Genomic DNA, 19,197 nt, shown 5'->3' with positions numbered 1-19,197 from the left:
CAAATTATATCTTGTGATATTATGACATATTTGGTAGTGGTGGATTATGAGAAAGATTCTGAGAGAAAGAGAATTGACTACCTAATTGAGAGGTGGTCGAATAGGGGAAGTATAGAGAAAATAAGGAAAATGGCAATAATTGTAGATGTAGATAACATAGATGATTTTATAAAAGACATTATGTCCCGTTTGGAAGGAAATCCTGAGGAGAAAGTAAAGGTATATGAAATTAAGGAGGTGAAAAAAACAATACCCTCAAAAAAAATCACATTAAACTATGAAGTTGCCGATAAAAAAGAAGTTGTAGAGGGTTTTTTAAAATATCTTATGGCAAAAATTGGTGCAAGTTATGAATGCTCTATAAATGATACAAAAAAATATGAAGCATATACAAAAAAGGGCAGTTGTTCCATTTCAATTAAATTAAAAGAAAAAGGGAATAAATTAATAATAAACTTTGAAATTGAGGGCTATGGTGAAAGTGTGGATTTAATAAAAAATAAAATTGACAATGACATGAAACTATTTATTGAGGGGTTGTTATGAGTTTATTTTCAGAAGGGGATTACAAAAAATTGGAAGAACTAAAGAAGAAAGCAAATAGGGTATTAAGAGAAGGGTATGACATAATATATGAACCTTATGAGAAAAGAGTGGATTTGTGGAATAGGATAAAGGAGGATTATGAAAAATACAAAGACGGAGAGTGTGGAACCTTCTGTAAAGATGTTGATAGAGTAGTAAGAAGGGACTTTGAATGGGCATTAGCAACACTTGCATTTAGTTTTTACCATAACAACGAATCATTCCCAGGAATTAAGAGATATAGTTTTAAAGAACTTCAACTTGTTGAGTATATCTTAAAGTATAATGTATTTGAACTTTGGACTGTGGAGGACATTTTAAGGGAAATAAGTAAGGCAAATAGAGATGGCACAAATGAAACTTTGAATCTCCTTAAAGAATACTACAACAATATTGGAAAGAAAGTTGAAGAACTTGTAAAAGACCACACAATAAAACTTCCAATAAGGGACTATGCAAAGACAAAATGGGAAGAATATAAGAGTAAGATGGATGAGGCAATATTCAGGGCTATGAGGGAAATAGATTGGTTTAGCGACTTCATAACTGGTGTGGATAGCAAAATCAACGAACTTGAAAATAGGATTAATAAACTTCATAATTTAGTGTATGAGGAAAAAAGAAAGTTAGAGGAGGAATTTAAGCATAAAAAAGAAGTAGAATTGGCAAAAATTGAAGAAATGAAGGAAGAATTAAAAAGAAAGTTCGAAATTGAAAAAGAGAAAATAAAGATGGAAATTGAAATGGAGAAAAATAAGGAACTTCAGGAGAGATTAAAGAAGGAAGTGGAAAATATTGAAAAAAGTTATAAAGAACTTATTGAGGAACTGAATGAAAAAATAAAACTATTAGAATCCGAAAAAAATGAACTGAAAGAGAAGAAGGATGAATTGGAAAATATTTTAAGAAAAATAAGAGAGGCTAAGAAAGTAGGGTCAAGGTTTGTTAAGTTGGAAAACGCTCTGTCCTATGAGGAGTGGTTTGTTGGAAGGTTGGATAAGAAATTGGATGAAATGAAAGATAGTGGTATAAGGGTAGATAATAGGATATTTAATGTAGTATCCATTGAAGAATCTTGGGACTCAAATAATTCAAAACTTCCCAAAAATAAACAAATAAAGGCAATATTGAAAGAGAAAAAACTCATTCCATTTGGTAAAAGGATGGAGATAATGTTAGTTGGGATGTTTTTAACAAATAGAGAAAATTATGAGAAGATGGGTTTTGATGTCTATCCAATATCGTTGGGTAAAGTAGTTGAGGTGATAGAAAATGTAAAGGCGTATAACTTTGATAAAGTTGTGTTGTTAATTGCCTCACCAACAGGTTTTGAAAAAGAAGTTGTTGAATTTGTTAATTCTGATAATTTCAAAATGAGATACTTATCTAAAAAGATTGCTCTCGCGCTTCTTGATGTTGAAACTGGAGAATTATACTATAATGAGGTTGATGAGTATGCAAAGGCATTCGCACCATTGATGAGTTTAGAATTTGATGCAGAGAAAATAGAAAGATTAAAAAGATACATTGATGAAAATATAGTCCTAAAAGGCTACATCACATTAGAAGAAGCAATTAATGAGATTGGAGATGAAAGGGTGGCAAAAAAGGTATTTTATGAATATGAAAAAGGGGAAACCAAATATATTGAAGAAGTGGGCTTTGTTCTTATCAAAAAATAAAGTTGAGGTGAGATTATGAGTTTATGGAACAAAATAAAAGGAAAATTCCAAAAAAACCCAATAGAAAAATTAACTATAAGAGATTTAGAGGGAGAGAAGATTAGGTTAAAAAGTAAGTTAGATAGAGTAAAGAAGGAAATAAAATCACTGGATAAACAGAAAAAGCAACTATTCAAAGAGGGTATTGGTGCTGATGTCCTTACAAAAAAGATGCTCGCACAGGATATAAAAAGTATTGAAATGGAAATGAGGTTGAAGTATAAAACTTTCTTAACTTACCAAAAGCAGTTTAATTTTGTAAATAACCTTTTAATTGTTAAAAAATACGAAAAAGAATTGAAAAATATAGGAATGTGGAATAAAATTACTAATATACAACCAGAGTTGTTGGAGGCAAAGTTGAGTGAAATAATATTAGATAGTAAGGAATTTGACAGTGTAGTTGAGGGGTTAAATAAGGTCTTTGAGATGAGGATAGATGAATTTGATGAAGAGGTTGACAGTGCAGAGAAGAAGTTATTTGAGGCTTGGAACCAGGCAGAAAGTGGGGATATAGAGGTGGATGAGATTGTTGAGAACTTAGATTTAGATACTAAAGAAGAGGATGATGAAGAGTTATTTAAGAGATTAGAGAAGGAGAAATAATTTTTAAATTTTTATTTTTTTAAAATAAAATTTAAGGGGAGAAATAATGGTTTTCAAATTTATTAAAACGCTCATCCTCAATTATGATTATCTGATGTTTGGTTTTTGTTTGGAGGGGTTTATTTATAGACCCATTTATATACCTCAACCCTGCAACTATAAATAAACACACCCTATACATTAGATAATCTTGAATGAACATGAGCGTTTATTTTAATAAATAAAACTCTTGCTAAAATGGTGAAATTATGAAATTCTATAATAGAGAAAAAGAACTAAATTATTTAAAAACCTATTGCCAATTAGAGCCTAACTCTATCCTCTTTGTCTATGGACCTAAATCATCAGGGAAATCAACAGTAATGAGGAGGGTTATTAAAGAGTTATCAGAAGATATAGTTTTTTTCTACTATAACCTAAGAAAATATGCCACACCTACAAAGGATGAGTTTTTAAGTATCTTCTTTGAAAAATCTGATAAAAAATATCTTCCAAATAAATTGGAGTTTAATTTAGGTGTTTTTAAGTTTGGGATTGAGAAAAATCAGGATTTTAAAAATCTATCTTTAAATGATGTTTTTGCTAAGATAAACGAAAGTATAAATGCTGTTATCAAAGAAGGAAAAAAACCAGTTTTAATAATTGATGAGTTGCAAAAATTAAAAAATATCTATTTTAATGGAGAGAAATCATTGTTAAATGAATTATTCAATCTCTTTGTTTCATTAACTAAAATGGAACATCTATGTCATGTTATTTGCTTAACTTCTGATACTCTATTTATAGAGGAAATATATCAAAACTCAACTTTAAAAAATGCTTCTGAATACTACTTAATAGATTGGCTAAATAGAGATTGTATTAAGGATATATTAGAAGAAGAAGGGTTTAATGAAGAGGAGATAGATTATGCTATAAATTATCTATCATTACCTTATGAGGTTTCCCAACTAATAAACAATAAAAAACTTGGTTTGTCTGTTGAAGAGACAATAAGGAGGTGGATAAATATTGAGAAAGATAGGTTAGTTTATCTACTAAAATCAAATAAAGAAAGAAAAGAGAATCTATTAAAAGTTTTAAGTAAATTTAAGGAAAAAATTAAAGTAAATATTGATGATTTTGAAGATGAAATCTTTGAAGATGTTAAATTCCTAATAAAAAATGAAATTTTGTTTTATGATGTTGTTAATGGTGTAATAAAACCAACTTCAATAATTGAATGGGAAGCCATAAAATTAGGGGGTGGTAAAAATGCTAACTAAATTAAAAAATCTATTCTCTAAAAATAAAAATCCACTAAATATTCCACTAAATAAACTAAAAGAGTCAAAAATAAAATTAGACATTCAAGTTAAAAAATTAGAAGATGAAATTTCAAAAATAGACAACCAAATTGCAATGTTATTTGAAAAGGCAAAGAGTTCTAAAAGTAAAAGTGAAGAATTAACAATTGCTACAAAAATAAAAACTCTCAGTCAAAGAAAAAAACAATTACAAAACTCCCATGCTCTATTAAACAAACAAATGAGATTCGTAGATAACCTGTTGGTAATAAAAGAAAATGAAGAAATTTTAAAATCCACGCCTTTATGGAACACGCTAAACAGCATGTCACCACAAGAGTTGGAAAATCATTTAATTAATATGAAAATAAACAGTGAAAATATCATTGGAACACTAAATAACGCTCTCGGCATCACCGACGATATGCTGAGCTCGGCATCAGAAGAACATGATGAAGATATTGCGGATATATTAAATACAATACATGCAGTTAAAGAGGGGGAATTGGATATTGACGATGCAAAGGAAATAGTATCCGATGAAAAAAAACAGGAAAAAGAAGATGATTTTGAAAGAGAATTGAGAAAAGTGTTGAAAGAGTAAATTTTAGATATAATATTTAATTTTTGGTGGTGGTGTTATGGAGATAGATCTCTCTGGTGCATTAATGAGTCAATTTAAAAAAGCTAAGAAAGAGTATGAGATGGCAAAAGAGAAGAATAACTTAGATATTGCTAAAAAAAAGGCATTAGAATGTGCAAAGTTGCTAAGGTTGATGGCAAAGTATGATGAATACAATGAAAAAAGTTATTTGGAGAAGGCTAAAAAATGGGAAATGGTGGCAAATAGCATAAGTAATCCATCAAAAGTTAATAAATCCAAACCTGCAAAAAAATCAGAATCATCAAACACTACAAAAGCTGAGGTAGAAGATGAAATTGACAAGTTTAAAAATTTTGTGAAAAACAACCTAATACAAAAATCTCCTATTACATGGGAGGACATAGGGGGGTTGAAAGAAGTTAAACAACTTATGATGGAAACTATTGTTATATCAGCACTTCAAAAGCCAGCATCAATACAGCCATGGAAAGGGATTTTGTTATTTGGTCCTCCAGGAACAGGTAAAACACTATTAGCATCTGCATCTGCTGGAAGTTTAGAGGCAACATTTTTTAATGTGAAGGCATCATCTGTTTTAAGCAAATACTATGGAGAGTCCTCAAAGATAATCAGTGCATTGTATGATGTTGCAAGAGAGATGGCTCCAAGTATAGTGTTTATAGATGAAATAGATGCCTTAACCACAAAAAGAAGTGAAGAAACAAGTGAGGCATCAAGGAGGATGCTATCTACCCTTTTAACTGAATTGGATGGTTTTCAAGATAAAGGGAGGGATAGGTTAATATTGACATTAGCAGCAACAAATACACCATGGGATTTAGATGAGGCAATTTTGTCAAGGTTTTCAAGGAGAATTTATATTCCATTACCAGATAAGGAGGCAACAAAGGAGATTATTAAAATTAACACAAAAGGGGTGAAGTTGAATGTTAATTTAGATGAAATTGCAGATAAGTGTGTGGAAAGGTTTTATTCTGGTAGGGATTTGAAAAATCTCTGTCAAGAGGCAATATGGAATATGATTAGGGATGTGAATAAGGACTTACATGAATTGGCTAAACTTCCCTACAACGAATTGAGAAAAAGAAAGTTAAATGTTAGACCACTAACTAATGATGATTTTGAAGAGGCATTTAAGAAAATAAAAAGTCCTTTGACTAAAAAAGATATTGAGAAGTATGAGAAATGGGCTGAGGAGTTTGGGGGATGAGTTAATAAAAAATTTTATATTTTTTATATTTTTTAAAAATCTATATATTTATGTTCATTAGATAAGGTGGTGATATTGTGAAACTTAGAAGTTTAATAACTGGGTTAGTATTGATTGGAATCTTTATTAATATTGGAGTGGTTTTTGGAGAGGATGTTAGTACTAACACTTTATCTTATTGGATTGAACATACTGACGGCAAATATTATGTCTGGACTAAAATACCTCATATCCCTGCAAATGGTAAAGTCGTTTTAATAGTTCATAAAGATCCTTCAAAAACTCCTAATGGAGATAAAGTATTTGAATTCTTTGATGATTTTGATGGTAATAGTTTGGATACAAGTAAATGGATAGCTATAGGGTCTTATTCTATCAGCAATAGTAAAATAATACTAAATCCAGAACATTATACCACACGTGGACAAGTTTATGGTTTAGATGTACATAATGGATTGTACTCTACTTATGAAATACAACAACCAGTAGTGATTGAAACTAAAGTAGTGTCTCACACTGATTACGTTAGATATTGGTTTGGAACTACTGGACTGAGTTATGGTTATGACGATGGAGGACCTGATTGGTGGGGATTTCATTATCCTGGTGGCAGGATAGCAAAAGGTTATGATGTTCCACCCAATGGGTTAGTGGGCATTGTATCAGCTACAATTACACCAAATTCCTTCATATTAAAAGATCCAAACGTTGAATATCACTTTGACTATGGTTATGATGATATAAAAGACATTCCAAATGCAAAGCATGTTTTTGTTTCATCATGGAGTTGCTCAGACACAACCTTGGATTGGATCAGAGTAAGAAAATACGCAGATAAAGAACCAATTACAACCGTAGAACGAATAAATTCAAACACTTGGAAAGTTGTAGTATCAAATCCTAATAATTATGATTTAACTGACTTCCAAGTGAGATTTGATGGAGCAGAAATAGTAAATAGTAAAAATGACGGATTATCTATAACCATAGACTCAATCATTGATGATAATGGTAATGTAATATACTCTTCACCTAACTCACCCTCAACATCCTCACAAAAAACAGAAAAAACCAATACCAATACCCAAAAAATATCTTCTTATTGGATTGAACATACTGACGGCAAATATCATGTCTGGACTAAGATACACAATATCCCTGCAAATGGTAAAGTTGTCCTAATAGTTCATAAAGATCCTTCAAAAACTCCTAATGGAGACGCGGTATTTGAATTCTTTGATGATTTTGATGGAACGAGTTTAGATAGAAATAAATGGATAGCTATAGGGTCTTATTCTATCAGCAATAGTAAAATAATACTAAATCCAGAACATTATACTACTACAAATGGACAAGCTTTTGGTTTAGATGTAGGTAATGGACTGTACTCTACTTATGAAATACAACAACCAGTAATAATTGAAACTAAAGTAGTGTCTCACACTGATTATGTTAGATATTGGTTTGGAACTATTAGACTGAACTATAGATATGACGATGGAGGACCTGATTGGTGGGGATTTTACTATCCTGGTGGCAAGATAGTAAAAGGTTATGATGTTCCACACAATGGGTTAGTAGGTATTGTATCAGCTACAATTGCTCCAAATTCCTTCATATTAAAAGATCCAAACGTTGAATATCACTTTGACTATGGTTATAATGATATAAAAGACATTCCAAATGTAAAGCATGTTCTCGTTTCATCATGGAGTGGCTCAGACACAACCTTAGATTGGATCAGAGTAAGAAAATATGCCGACAAAGAACCAATTACAACCGTAGAACGAATAAATTCAAACACTTGGAAAGTTGTAGTATCAAATCCTAATAATTATGATTTAACTGACTTCCAAGTGAGATTTGATGGAGCAGAAATAGTAAATAGTAAAAATGACGGATTATCTATAACCATAGACTCAATCATTGATGATAACGGTAATGTAATATACTCTTCACCTAACTCACCCTCAACATCCTCACAAAAAACAGAAAAAACCAATACCAACACCCAAAAAATATCTACCGAACAAACTTCAACACCCAAATCCTCCTCACAAACATCCAGTTTTCCAAAATCCTATATACTCTTAGGATTCCTCGTCTTGATAGCAACTGTTGGAATAGTTAAGATGAGAAAAAGAAAACCTTCAGAATCAACAGAGTTAAAACCTTCCCAAACATCAACTCAAACCACCAACAATATACCTGACTTCCCACAATCCCTATTAAACAAATACATCCCACTACAAAAATTAGGAGAAGGTGGATTTGGAAAGGTATTCAAAGTTAAAAGAAAAGGTGGAACTCAACCAATAGCATTAAAAGTTCCTAATTTAGATGAAAAAGCCAAAAAATTCCTATTAAAAGAAATTAGAGCATGGAAAAACCTCGACCATCCAAATATTGTTAAAATGTATGATGCCTTTGAAGAACCAATCCCGCACATTGAAATGGAATATGTTGAAGGTTGCACTATAAACGGAAGGAAAATAAACAACTTAGAGGATTATCCAAAACCAGTAAATCCAAAAGATGCCATAAAATTAATAAAACAAATAGCAGAGGGGTTAAAACACGCTCATTCCAAGAATATAATCCACAGAGACATAAAACCATCCAACATACTACTAACTTCAAACTTAACCCCAAAAATCACAGATTGGGGATTGGCTAAAATAGGAGCAAAATCATCAACAGCAACAACCACAAAGGGATTAACTTTACTATATTCAGCACCGGAGCAAATAGATGAAGAAGAATATGGAAAAACAGATAAAAGAACGGATATTTACCAGTTGGGATTATTATTCTACGAACTTTTAACTGGAAAACTACCTTATGAAGCAACTTCATTAGCCCAACTGTCTTTGAAAATAATAAATCCCAACATAAAACCAACACCGCCATCAAAAATAAACCCAGAACTATCAATATTTGATGGAATATTTGAAAAACTTTTAGCAAAGAGAAAAGAAGATAGGTTCCAGTCAGTAGATGAGTTTTTAAACGCTCTAAATTCCTTAGAAGAACTGAACAAAGAAAAAGAAGAACTTAAAAAGACATTAACAAAAACCACAGAATTAATTAAAAAATCAACAGATAAATCAAAAATTAATAGATTAACAAAAGAACTAATAGATTCAATAACAAAACTTGCCTTAAATTGTGCTAAGGCAAATGATAAGGTTGGTTTATTAGATGCATTAGAAATATTAAAAGATTATGTCAAATCAGAAGAAAATAAAAAAGAATTAGAAGGGGCTATAAAACATGTAGAGTTCCTAATTAAAGAAAGTATCCCACTTGGAAAAGACACCATAGAAAAACTTGAAGTTTTATTGAATAGGATTAAGAAGGAATGGAAATAATTTTCTTTTTAATAAATTATTTTTTAAATGGTGAAAATATGGACTTTAAAAAAATTATTAATAAAGGGCTAAAAAAAATATTTGAATTTGTTGAGAGTAAAGAGGAAGGAAATCATAAAATCCCTACAAAATTAGATATTGAAGAGAAAAACAATATAGATAATAAATATAACATAGAAATCCCAGAAAAACCCCAAAATATTGAAATACCAAAAATTGAACCTAAACTTTCAGAAATTAAATCTACTGAAAACATTAACCGCAATGAAATTATTTTTGAGGAAAATAACGCTTACGGTGTATCCCACAAGGGAAATAGGGAAAACAATGAAGATTATATTTTAATTAAAAAAATAAAAGACATCTACATATTAGCAGTTGCAGATGGAATTGGAGGGCATAATGCAGGAGATGTTGCATCAAAAATGGCAGTGGATATTTTAGAAGAAGTTATTACAAAAAACTATAATGAAAATTTGTCAATTGAAGAGATAAAAAAACTTTTAAAAGATGCATACAATACAGCACACAACAAAATAAAAGAAAATGCCATTGGAGATAAGGAAGGGATGGGAACAACATTAACAACTGCAATAGTTAAAGGAGATAAATGCATTATTGCAAATTGTGGGGATAGTAGGGCTTATTTAATCAGAGATGGAGAAATAGTTTTTAGAACAAAAGACCACTCCTTAGTTCAGGCGTTAATAGATGAGGGACATATTTCAGAAAAAGAGGCAATGCACCATCCAATGAAAAATATTATTACATCAGCATTGGGATTGGATGAATTTAAGGTAGATGATTACGAATGGGATTTAATTGATGGTGATGTATTGTTGATGAGTTCTGATGGACTTCATGACTATGTTGAAAAGGAAACTATTTTAAAAACTGTAAGTAGCAATAACAATTCAAAAGATATTGTAAATGAATTATTAAAAATTGCATTGGAAAAAACAAAAGATAATGTGAGCATTATTGTGTATAAAAAGTTAACTCTTAAAAACTGAAAAGTTAAAAAATTAGAGCCATCTTGGTTTCAATCCTGCCCACATTCTTAATTTTTCGTATGCTATGGTTCTTGGGATGTTCGGCATGTCTTTTGGACCTGGGTTTTTCATGTAGAATGCGTTAACTGGATATACTGTTCCAAATTCTTTTTTGTCAATTGCTATTTTTCCTAATCTGACTAAGTCTACTAAAAGCCCAGCTAATGCAGGACTGTCATTTATTCTTCCGTTTATGATAAGTTCATCAACTGCTCCATTGAAACTTATGTATTCCATGTGCATTGATATGAACTTCTTATCTCCTAATGGCTCTAAGTAACCTGTTGGTTTTATGTAGTGTGGAGTGTCGTATCCCAAAATGTCCTTAACAATACTGGATTTGGTGTATTCTTTACTTTTGTTTCTCTCTTTGTCTGTTAATGCCAAGAAATCATTATTTCCTCCAATGTTGAATTGAGCAATATCTTTAACATACCTATTTCTTTGAGCTAAGTGAGCCAAAACATCAGCGGTTAATGGTGTAGCTCCTGTAGCCCCATCATCTCCAAATATTACCAAGTCGCATTCTTTAGCAAGCTCAACAAATGCAGGATCGTTTGCAATTAATGTTGGAATTGTGTTGACAAATGCTGCTCCCCCAACTTCTTTAGCATAAAGTGCAGCAGCGTAGGCATAGACTTGTGTTGCAGTTAATCTATCTTTGTTGTTTTCTTCAATTGCTTTGATAAGTTCTTCTTTATTTCCAAATGGAACAAATGCCTCTGTTGTACAAGTGTTGACAATGACATCTGGTTTAAGTTCTTTCCATTCCTCTACAAGTTTTTCAACAGCCTCTTTTAATGACATCTCGTCCTCCAATCCTTCAGCTTCAATAGGAAGGTTTCTCAAACTTCTTAAATGTATTCCTTTTCTTATAGTGACATTTTTTAGAGTTTCAGGAATTTCTCCATCCCAGTAGTTCTTAGCTACTTCGTAAATAGTTTTCCCAATTTTACTTTTATCTACGTCGTAACTTCCAACTATTTCGATGTCTTCAATTTTTATTGGGAGTTCATTTGCCAAAGGTACTCCATAGCAATCAATTTCTCCCCTCTTAATCCTCTCTACCCCTATTGCAAAAATACTTGCGACAAATCCTTGTCCTAAAATTAGTGCTCTAACCACCCCCATCACCCCCTCTTATTTTTATTTATAATTAATTATTATATTTGGGGTGGTTTGTAAGAGTATAATATGAATTTATTTAGTCATGGCATTATTTTTTCATAACGCATCTTGTATTTAAACAACCCTAACAACACATAATTCAAATAGAATCATACCCCCAAGAATAAAAAATTGAACTCATTGGAGATGCCAAAAAATTTAGAATAGGGGAAGATTGCACAAAATAACCTAACAACAATCTATTAATTCTATATAATATTCTATATAATAATTAATAACAAGCATTATTTAAATTTTTTGGTCATTTTGACCAAGAGCACAACTTATAGCTATTTGCATTATAAATGGTTGAAAACTTGATTAAAATTAAAAGGAATGGCTATACTTTATTTGAAAATAACCATAACCATATAACCCTATCAAAAATTTGTTATGGGTTAATAAATGCAGAGGATATACAAACGACTATAACATCACTATCTATATTTAAAAAAAGAAAAAAAGATAAATAAGTTTTAAACTCGATTAAAACTATTTTAAAACATTATTCATAGAAAATAAAAAATAAAGAGGAAACTATTATTTCGAAATTAAATTATATAATTTGTATAGTCATCCCCGAAGTTAACGCAATGTCCATAAAAAATTAACTTAAGCAAAGAATACAAAAACAATTGAAATTTTTAGTTATATGGTTGTGAAAAATATTTGTAGATGACTTAAACCAAATAAAAAGTTATTTGTTGTTTTTTTTTGTTTCTTTTTCTTTTTTAGATTCTGTGCATATATTTGAAAATATCTTCATGTTGTGCTATAACTTTGACTCCTATTTTTTCTCCAACTTCGTTTAACTTCTTTTTTAAAGTTAAGAAATCCTCTTTTGCGTTGGATATATCAACAAGCATTATCATGGTAAATAAATCATCCATAATTGTCTGCCTTATGTCCAAAATATTTACATTATTCTCTGCAAGAACACTTGAAATATTTGCTACTATCCCTGTTCTATCTTTTCCCGTCACTGTAATAACTACCCTTTCCATTTTCCTACTCACCCTATTTCAATGAATGTTTTTGCTACAACCTTTAATGTGTCAAAAGTAGATATGTTGAAACTATTTTTGGCAAGTTAAAGGTTTTGATTGCTCTTTTTTCATCATCTAACACACCATATTCTTTTATAACATATTTTTTATACTTTTCTATCAGGATATACAGATGAGCCACTTTTAAAACGTTAGGTATTTATTTATTTTTTACCATTTTTTCTAAACTTTTTAACTGGCTGCCGGAACCAAAAGCATAGATTTCGTCACCTGCATTAATAATAATATCCGAAGGTGGGTTTATAATTAAATTATCACCTTTTTTTATGCCTAAAATTGTTAATCCTACCTTTTTCCTAATATCGGATTCATATAAAGATTTACCATCAATCTCTGAACCTTTTTCAACAATAAATTTTCTCAGTTCAACATCTTCTCCATATTCGTATTTTGCTATGTTTATAAATGTCGAGACAAAGTCTAAAATGCCGGGCCTTAAAGCGACTTCTGCTAATCTTAACCCACCAATCATATAAGGTGAAACAACTTTGTCTGCTCCAGCTCTTTTTAGTTTTTTAATTGCTTCCTCTTCATCTGCCTTAGCCACAACTTTTATTTTTGGGTTTAAACCTTTTGCTGACAGTGTTATGAAAACGTTATCAGCATCTGTTGGGAGTGTCGTTATGAGACCTTTTGCCTTTTCTATTTTTGCTTTTTTAAGTGTTTCATCCTTTCGCGCATCTCCAACAATAAAATTGAAGTTTGGATCTTTGTTAAGTTCTTCTTTCAGGATTTCTTTGTTTATATCAATAACAATAAATGGAATTTTTTCTTTTTTAAATTTATTTGCGACGATTCTTCCTATTCTACCAAATCCACAAATTATGTAGTGGTCTTTTAATTCTTTAATCCTATTTTCCATTTTTCTCATCCTCACCAAGTTCTTAAATTCCCCCTCAATAATAAATTGGGCAATAATTCCAAATAGATACATAACAATGCCAATACCAAAAAATAGGTAGATAATCGTCAGTATTCTTCCTTCATATGTTGTTGGTGTATAATCTCCATAACCAGTTGTTGTAATTGTGATTATGCTAAAATAAAGTGCATCTAAAAACGGTAAGCCTTCAATTTTCATAATTGCAAATGAATAGGAAAAGATTAACAGAAAGACAAGGATGATAGTATATACTATTTTCCTTGACGTTTCCATGTTTTCATCCCAGTTATTTAGTATAAATTAAATTACGCTTATCTTCAATATATCATTAATGATAGTTTTATTTATATTTTCGAAATTTGGTAGTTTATATTAGAGTACTAAATTAAAAACAAATAAAGTAGATAAAACAGTGTTAAAAACTATTAAATTAATTTATTTTGAGAGTCTTATAAATATTTTGGAGATTTCTCATATAAAAAACTAAAAAAAGAATCTGGATGAGATTTGCAATGTGGGATTATATAACTATACTTTGAATCTATTTGCAGATTCTGCAAGTTTATTTGATATTTCAGTCATCTCTTCTGTAGCTCTACCTATTTCTCCAATAGTTCTATTCTGTTCTTCAACACTTGCAGTTAACTCTTCGGGGTCTATCCATCGTGAGGATTTAGGAGTAAATGTGAATAAAAGTACTCCCGCTTAAATTAACCCTCACGATGGACTTGGGTGACATCGGTCTCAACTCTCCTCTGGGTTCATTGGAGAGTAAATCATCGACCTCCACCCCAGCCACGGACATAAAAACCTAACGGTTTTTAAGTTCCCGTCGCTTCGCTCCGGGAGAACCCCAACTCCGCCTAAGAGTTTTTTAACTAATTTAACTCCTCTTTTAAAGATATTAAAAGAGCCGACGAACTGCCTATTGAAAACTCCACATTTTTCACATTTTACAACCTGTCCCTCTTGGGACTCCATTTTACTCCCGCATATAGGACAGGTTTTTGAAGTATAGTGAGGATTAACGTAAAAAACAATACTCTTATACTCTAACTTTTTCGCTATCTCTCTCCAACTCGTTCTATCTAAATCTCTGTTAAAGTTCGAATTTTTATACATATTGGGCTTATCCAAATCCTCAAAGATAAAAATTGCATCTGGGAAAAGCTTTGACAATTGGGAGGTTAATTTGTTAATAAAATCTTCAACTCGATTTTTTCTCCTATTATAATACTTTTTTAGCAAGATACTGATTCTTTTTGGGGCTTTTTTATAAATCGACTTTAACTTATCGATAATAACATCATAAACATTCTTTATTCTACGCAGTTCAGATAAATCAATTCTAATCCACCCTTCTTCTGGATGGAATAAATCTAAGGATTTTAGATTGCTATCTACACCGATAACGACTTTTTTATCAAATATATTTAAAGGTTTTTTAAAGGTTATTAATGCTTCACTGTCTTTTAATATTATCTCTCCAATGTCAAAACCTTTAATTTTTTCGAAAAACCATTCATTTTTAATGTCTAAAACTAAATACTCCTTCCTCGCTTTTATCGTTATCCTTATCGTTCCATTTTCTTTATCGTATTTTATTAGGGTATTTTTAACTCTAACAAAAGGTCTTTTAAATGTCGGTTTATTTCTTTTTCTTTTACCATCTAAATAATTCGATTTCCAACTCTCTATTGTAGAGTAAGCCACTTTAATAGCTCCATCGACATAATGAGAAGCAAAATTCCATCCATTTAGTAAATAATTTCTTAGTTCTCTTTTGAAATCCTTATCTTTTGGAATTTCTGGGATTAATCGGGTGGTTGTGTAGTATTTGTATTTATTTTTAGATTTAAATCGATGTTTAACTTCTTTTTCTTTCCAGTTGATATTTTCCCAGATAATATCAACTGCTTTCTGAGAGAGGTTTATAAATTTATCTAACAAGTTCTTTAAATCGTAATTATGTTTAATCTTATAAGTTAATACGATTTCGGATGGAAGTTTGTTTTTATTTTGCATTATTCTCGCCCACAATTTCTTTAACTGTCTTTATAAGTTTTTTATATTTGTGGGAACGCATTCCGTATAATTTTCTTGCGAAATAGGAGATAATGGTTATTAAATCTTCTACTAACTCTTCTTGTGGAGCCTTACATTTCTTATTAATAACGATTACCTCCGTTCCGTAAGATTTAAAGAATTCTTTTAATGTTTCAAAGCCAAATCTTGTCAATCTATCTGGATAGGCAATTATTACTTTCTCAACCTCCCGGTTTATAACCATTTTTAAAAGTTTTCTGTAGTTTTTTCTTTTTTCGCTTAATCCACTACCAACATCTTTTAATATCTCTATATTCCAGCCCCTATCTTTTGCGTATGATTTTATCGCGTCTATTTGCCTTTCTAAATCGTCTTTTTGTGTGTTAGATGAAACCCTTGCATAGCCGATAATTTTTCTTTGTTCTTTATCTTTAATTCCTAATATTCGTTTTATTTCACTCTCTGGAACCCTCCTCTTTCCCCCCACAGTTCTAACACACTTTATTTTTCCCTCTCTATCCCATCTTTGCAGTGTTTTTATATGAACTCCCAACAATTCACAAGCTTCCTTCATCGTATATAGTCTTTCTAAACTCACAATTACTCACCAATAATAACTAACACTCATCTAATATATAACAGTTTCGGAAGGCAATACTTATAATTGCCTCCACAATTGGTTCTATTATTGTAAATCCAAAATAAGAGCTAATTATTGCTATCAATGCTGCTACTGATGTGTAAAAATCAACTAATGAATGTTGTCCTTCTCCCATAAGTGCCTGTGAGTGTATCTCTTTACCTACCCTCTCCTTGTATTTGTAGAGGTAATAAGTAACTGCTAAGGATATTAATAATGCTAAAATGGCTGCAAAAGGATGGGATATTGTTGTTGGATTGCTTATTCTTTCAATAGACTCCCTAAGCGTTTCAATCCCAGTAATAAATATCAAAAAGGAAACAACCAAAGACGCAAGTGTCTCTGCCCTATAGTATCCATACGGAAATCTTTCATTTGGGTCTTTTTGAGCAAATTTCAATCCCACATAAACGGCAATTGGTCCCAAAACATCTGAAAATGAGTGTAAAGCATCAGCTATAAGTGCAATACTTCCAGATATATAACCAACTATTCCTTTTATTAATGCTATGGTAAAAGTCAATATAGCACTTATTATTGCCACTCGTTCCCCTTTTTTAAGATCTATGGCTTTATCCATATTACCAAAACCTCTGGCAAAGATTTTTTGTTTAATTTATAATTTTAATAATTTTTGTCTAAATTTTGGATATGCCCTATCAATGAATCAATATCATTAAAAACTACTGGATAATCAATCTTAGGCCTTTTAATCACTATTGGTGTGGCATCTGCTTCCAAAGCTCCTAAAATCTTCTCTTTAAATCCCCCACTATCTCCACTCTCTTTGGTTATAATAACATCGCAATTATAATCCAATATTAAATATTTGTTCAATTCCTTTGAAAAGACCCCCTGCATGGCGACGATATTTTGAGGTGGTAAAAGTTCTAATGCCTTATTTATGGATATAGGTAGAATTCTTGCTATTACCCTATCTTTCCCCACAATATCAACAACAGTTTTTAAATTCTTAATTCCCGCCATGTGGAATACTTTTTTATTACTTATCTCCAATGCCTTTTTAGCGGCTTCCTCAAAATCCTTTACATAAACTATCTTTTCATGTTTAAATATTTCTGAAGGTCTTTCATACCTTATATAATTAATATTTAGTTCTTTTGCCACTTCTACCGCATTTTTGCTTGCTATTACTGCAAAAGGGTGCGTTGCATCAATTAATAAATCAACAGAATAGTTTAAAATAACATTTTTTAGTGCATCTTTATCGAGAGGCTTTGATATAACGACATCGGCATATTTCTTTGCAATATCTCCACCAAAATCTGTTGTTGTAGTGGTAATTAAAAATAAATTGCCCAATTCTTTTAATTTTTTTGCTATATTATTTGCATCGCTTGTGCCACCCATTATTAGTATTCTCTTCATAACTCTCACTCTAAAATATTTTTGCACATTTGGAATATGCCATTGGTAAATTTTTATGATTATAGGTCTATTTCAAATTTTAATAAACGCATAATGATTATTTGAAATTTATTGATTATAAAATAAGTCTAAAAATCCACTGCAACGTTATGTTGCAGGGAAGTTGAATATAGTCTCGGACATTAATGAGTGGAAAATTATCATTTGGAAAATTATTATTGGCTTATTCAAAACAAATTTTTATTGAGATAAATAGACTTTTAGAAAACTTTATGGCAAAACAAAATTTTGCCGTATAATTTTTGTCCGAGACTATAATCATAGATTATTCAACTGTTCAGCAAACGACTATAAACCAATAACCATAACACATATATACTACTTTTGAGTATAGGATAATTGCCACTCTTTTACAACCATGATGATATGAGTGGGCATATATCCGGATGACAACCACATTTTTTAAATTATAAAAAATGAAGGAGGTTATATGCATGGCTATCTATGTAAAATTTAAAGTTCCTGAAGAAATCCAAGAACTCACATACAAGGTAGTTTCAAACGCAGAAAAAATTAAAAAAGGAGCAAACGAAGTTACAAAAGCAGTTGAAAAAGGAATTGCTAAACTCGTTATAATTGCTGAAGATGTTCAACCAGAAGAAATCGTTGCTCACCTTCCACCATTATGTGAAGAAAAAGGAATCCCATACACATACGTAGCATCAAAACAAGAATTAGGAAAAGCAGCAGGTTTAGAAGTTGCAGCATCATCAGTAGCTATCATAAACGAAGGAAATGCAGACGAATTAAAAGATTTAATCGAAAAAGTCAATGCATTGAAACAATAAGTTTAATAAATCTAATTCAAAATGTATATATATAACCTATTATTTTATAATTTTGGATTTTGATTAAACCTTTTTATAATTTTTATTTAAGGTGATTAAGGATGTCAGATGACATGGTATATAAAGATGCTGTTGCAGCAGAGGTTATCCAAATAATTGGAAGGACAGGAGTTACTGGTGAAATTACACAGGTAAGATGCAAAATTTTAGGTGGAAAAGACGCAGGGAGAGTTTTAACAAGAAACATTAAAGGTCCAGTTAGAGTTGGGGATATTGTAATGTTGAGAGAAACAGAAAGAGAAGCAAAGCCATTGGGTAAGAAAAGATAAACTAATTTAAACTTTAATTTAAAATTTTAACAAAATCCTTAAATATATCAAAACCCCAGTAATTGGAGGTTATAATATGGTAGAATGGAAAATCTGCAGTTTTTGTGAAAGAGAAATTGAACCAGGTACAGGTAAAATGTTAGTAAAAAAAGATGGTTCAGTGTTGTACTTCTGCTCATCAAAATGTGAAAAGAACTACAAAATGGGAAGGATCCCAAGAAAAGTTAAATGGACATTAACATACCACAAACTTAAAGAAAGCAGAAAACAAAGCCAAAGTCAATAATGCCGTTCAAAACTGTTTAGTTTTTTGTGAGTATTTGTGAGGATATGTGTGTTTATGAGTTTTAGATATATTTATATAGGACTTTA

18 protein-coding genes are annotated in these 19,197 nt (G+C 30.9%); 11 read left to right on the top strand and 7 right to left on the bottom strand.

From position 1 onward, the window contains the following. Positions 1-21 precede the first annotated feature (21 nt). The 8 genes from METIG_RS08440 to METIG_RS08405 all read left to right on the top strand — a co-directional run bounded on the left by METIG_RS08440 (position 22) and on the right by METIG_RS08405 (position 10,417). Positions 22-546, top strand: a complete 525-nt coding sequence (locus tag METIG_RS08440) for a hypothetical protein (protein ID WP_013799800.1) — start codon at positions 22-24, stop codon at positions 544-546. Further along, positions 543-2,267 carry a coiled-coil domain-containing protein gene (locus METIG_RS08435; RefSeq protein ID WP_013799799.1) on the top strand — a complete coding sequence of 575 codons (1,725 nt, stop codon included), beginning with the start codon at positions 543-545 and terminating at the stop codon, positions 2,265-2,267. Before METIG_RS08440 ends, METIG_RS08435 begins: the two co-directional genes overlap by 4 nt. A 15-nt stretch (positions 2,268-2,282) precedes the next feature. Next, positions 2,283-2,912, top strand: coding sequence for a hypothetical protein (locus METIG_RS08430; RefSeq protein ID WP_013799798.1), 630 nt, complete (start codon positions 2,283-2,285; stop codon positions 2,910-2,912). A 248-nt stretch (positions 2,913-3,160) separates the two neighbouring features. Then, positions 3,161-4,177 carry an ATP-binding protein gene (locus METIG_RS08425; RefSeq protein ID WP_013799797.1) on the top strand — a complete coding sequence of 339 codons (1,017 nt, stop codon included), beginning with the start codon at positions 3,161-3,163 and terminating at the stop codon, positions 4,175-4,177. Then, positions 4,167-4,802 carry a hypothetical protein gene (locus tag METIG_RS08420; protein ID WP_013799796.1) on the top strand — a complete coding sequence of 212 codons (636 nt, stop codon included), beginning with the start codon at positions 4,167-4,169 and terminating at the stop codon, positions 4,800-4,802. Before METIG_RS08425 ends, METIG_RS08420 begins: the two co-directional genes overlap by 11 nt. Before the next feature lie 37 nt (positions 4,803-4,839). Beyond that, on the top strand, positions 4,840-6,033 hold the full coding sequence (locus METIG_RS08415; RefSeq protein WP_013799795.1) for an ATP-binding protein: 1,194 nt from the start codon (positions 4,840-4,842) through the stop codon (positions 6,031-6,033). Positions 6,034-6,110: 77 nt separating this feature from the next. Continuing rightward, on the top strand, positions 6,111-9,404 hold the full coding sequence (locus METIG_RS09360; RefSeq protein WP_013799794.1) for a DUF2341 domain-containing protein: 3,294 nt from the start codon (positions 6,111-6,113) through the stop codon (positions 9,402-9,404). A 38-nt stretch (positions 9,405-9,442) separates the two neighbouring features. Further along, positions 9,443-10,417 (top strand): PP2C family protein-serine/threonine phosphatase, encoded by a 975-nt coding sequence (locus tag METIG_RS08405; RefSeq protein ID WP_245527609.1) that lies wholly within the window; start codon positions 9,443-9,445, stop codon positions 10,415-10,417. 12 nt (positions 10,418-10,429) lie between these two features. Here METIG_RS08405 and METIG_RS08400 read toward each other — a convergent pair whose 3' ends face one another. From METIG_RS08400 to cobK, 7 genes are all read right to left on the bottom strand, one after another. Next, on the bottom strand, positions 10,430-11,581 hold the full coding sequence (locus METIG_RS08400) for an inositol-3-phosphate synthase (protein WP_048055603.1): 1,152 nt from the start codon (positions 11,579-11,581) through the stop codon (positions 10,430-10,432). Between the two features lie 773 nt (positions 11,582-12,354). After that, entirely contained in the window at positions 12,355-12,627 is a 273-nt protein-coding gene (locus METIG_RS08395; RefSeq protein WP_013799791.1) for an ACT domain-containing protein, read from the bottom strand. A gap of 202 nt (positions 12,628-12,829) precedes the next feature. Further along, complete coding sequence (locus METIG_RS08390) at positions 12,830-13,846, bottom strand: potassium channel family protein (RefSeq protein WP_013799790.1); 1,017 nt, start codon at positions 13,844-13,846, stop codon at positions 12,830-12,832. A 471-nt stretch (positions 13,847-14,317) separates the two neighbouring features. Next, positions 14,318-15,598 (bottom strand): RNA-guided endonuclease InsQ/TnpB family protein, encoded by a 1,281-nt coding sequence (locus METIG_RS08385; protein WP_013799789.1) that lies wholly within the window; start codon positions 15,596-15,598, stop codon positions 14,318-14,320. Further along, positions 15,588-16,193, bottom strand: coding sequence for an IS607 family transposase (locus METIG_RS08380; protein WP_048055602.1), 606 nt, complete (start codon positions 16,191-16,193; stop codon positions 15,588-15,590). Before METIG_RS08380 ends, METIG_RS08385 begins: the two co-directional genes overlap by 11 nt. A gap of 43 nt (positions 16,194-16,236) precedes the next feature. Further along, positions 16,237-16,803: a cation diffusion facilitator family transporter gene (locus METIG_RS08375; protein ID WP_245527608.1), complete on the bottom strand. Its 567-nt coding sequence runs from the start codon at positions 16,801-16,803 to the stop codon at positions 16,237-16,239. Between the two features lie 80 nt (positions 16,804-16,883). After that, a complete protein-coding gene (gene cobK, locus METIG_RS08370) occupies positions 16,884-17,648 on the bottom strand; it encodes a precorrin-6A reductase (protein ID WP_013799786.1) in 765 nt (254 codons plus the stop codon). Positions 17,649-18,142: 494 nt separating this feature from the next. Here cobK and rpl7ae point away from each other — a divergent pair, with 494 nt between their 5' ends. The 3 genes from rpl7ae (at position 18,143) to METIG_RS08355 (ending at position 19,111) form a co-directional block, all read left to right on the top strand. After that, positions 18,143-18,496, top strand: a complete 354-nt coding sequence (rpl7ae, locus tag METIG_RS08365) for a 50S ribosomal protein L7Ae (RefSeq protein WP_013799785.1) — start codon at positions 18,143-18,145, stop codon at positions 18,494-18,496. 101 nt (positions 18,497-18,597) lie between these two features. Further along, entirely contained in the window at positions 18,598-18,825 is a 228-nt protein-coding gene (locus METIG_RS08360) for a 30S ribosomal protein S28e (RefSeq protein ID WP_013799784.1), read from the top strand. Between the two features lie 76 nt (positions 18,826-18,901). After that, the gene (locus METIG_RS08355) at positions 18,902-19,111 is read left to right on the top strand and encodes a 50S ribosomal protein L24e (RefSeq protein ID WP_013799783.1); all 210 of its coding nucleotides are present in this window, start codon (positions 18,902-18,904) and stop codon (positions 19,109-19,111) included. Positions 19,112-19,197: the final 86 nt, after the last annotated feature.

Origin of the sequence: Methanotorris igneus Kol 5 (assembly GCF_000214415.1) — an archaeon.
Taxonomy (GTDB): domain Archaea; phylum AGJL01; class Methanococci; order Methanococcales; family Methanococcaceae; genus Methanotorris; species Methanotorris igneus.
Note: the sequence above shows the minus strand (reverse complement) of the source record. Positions and strands in the feature narration are given on the sequence as shown.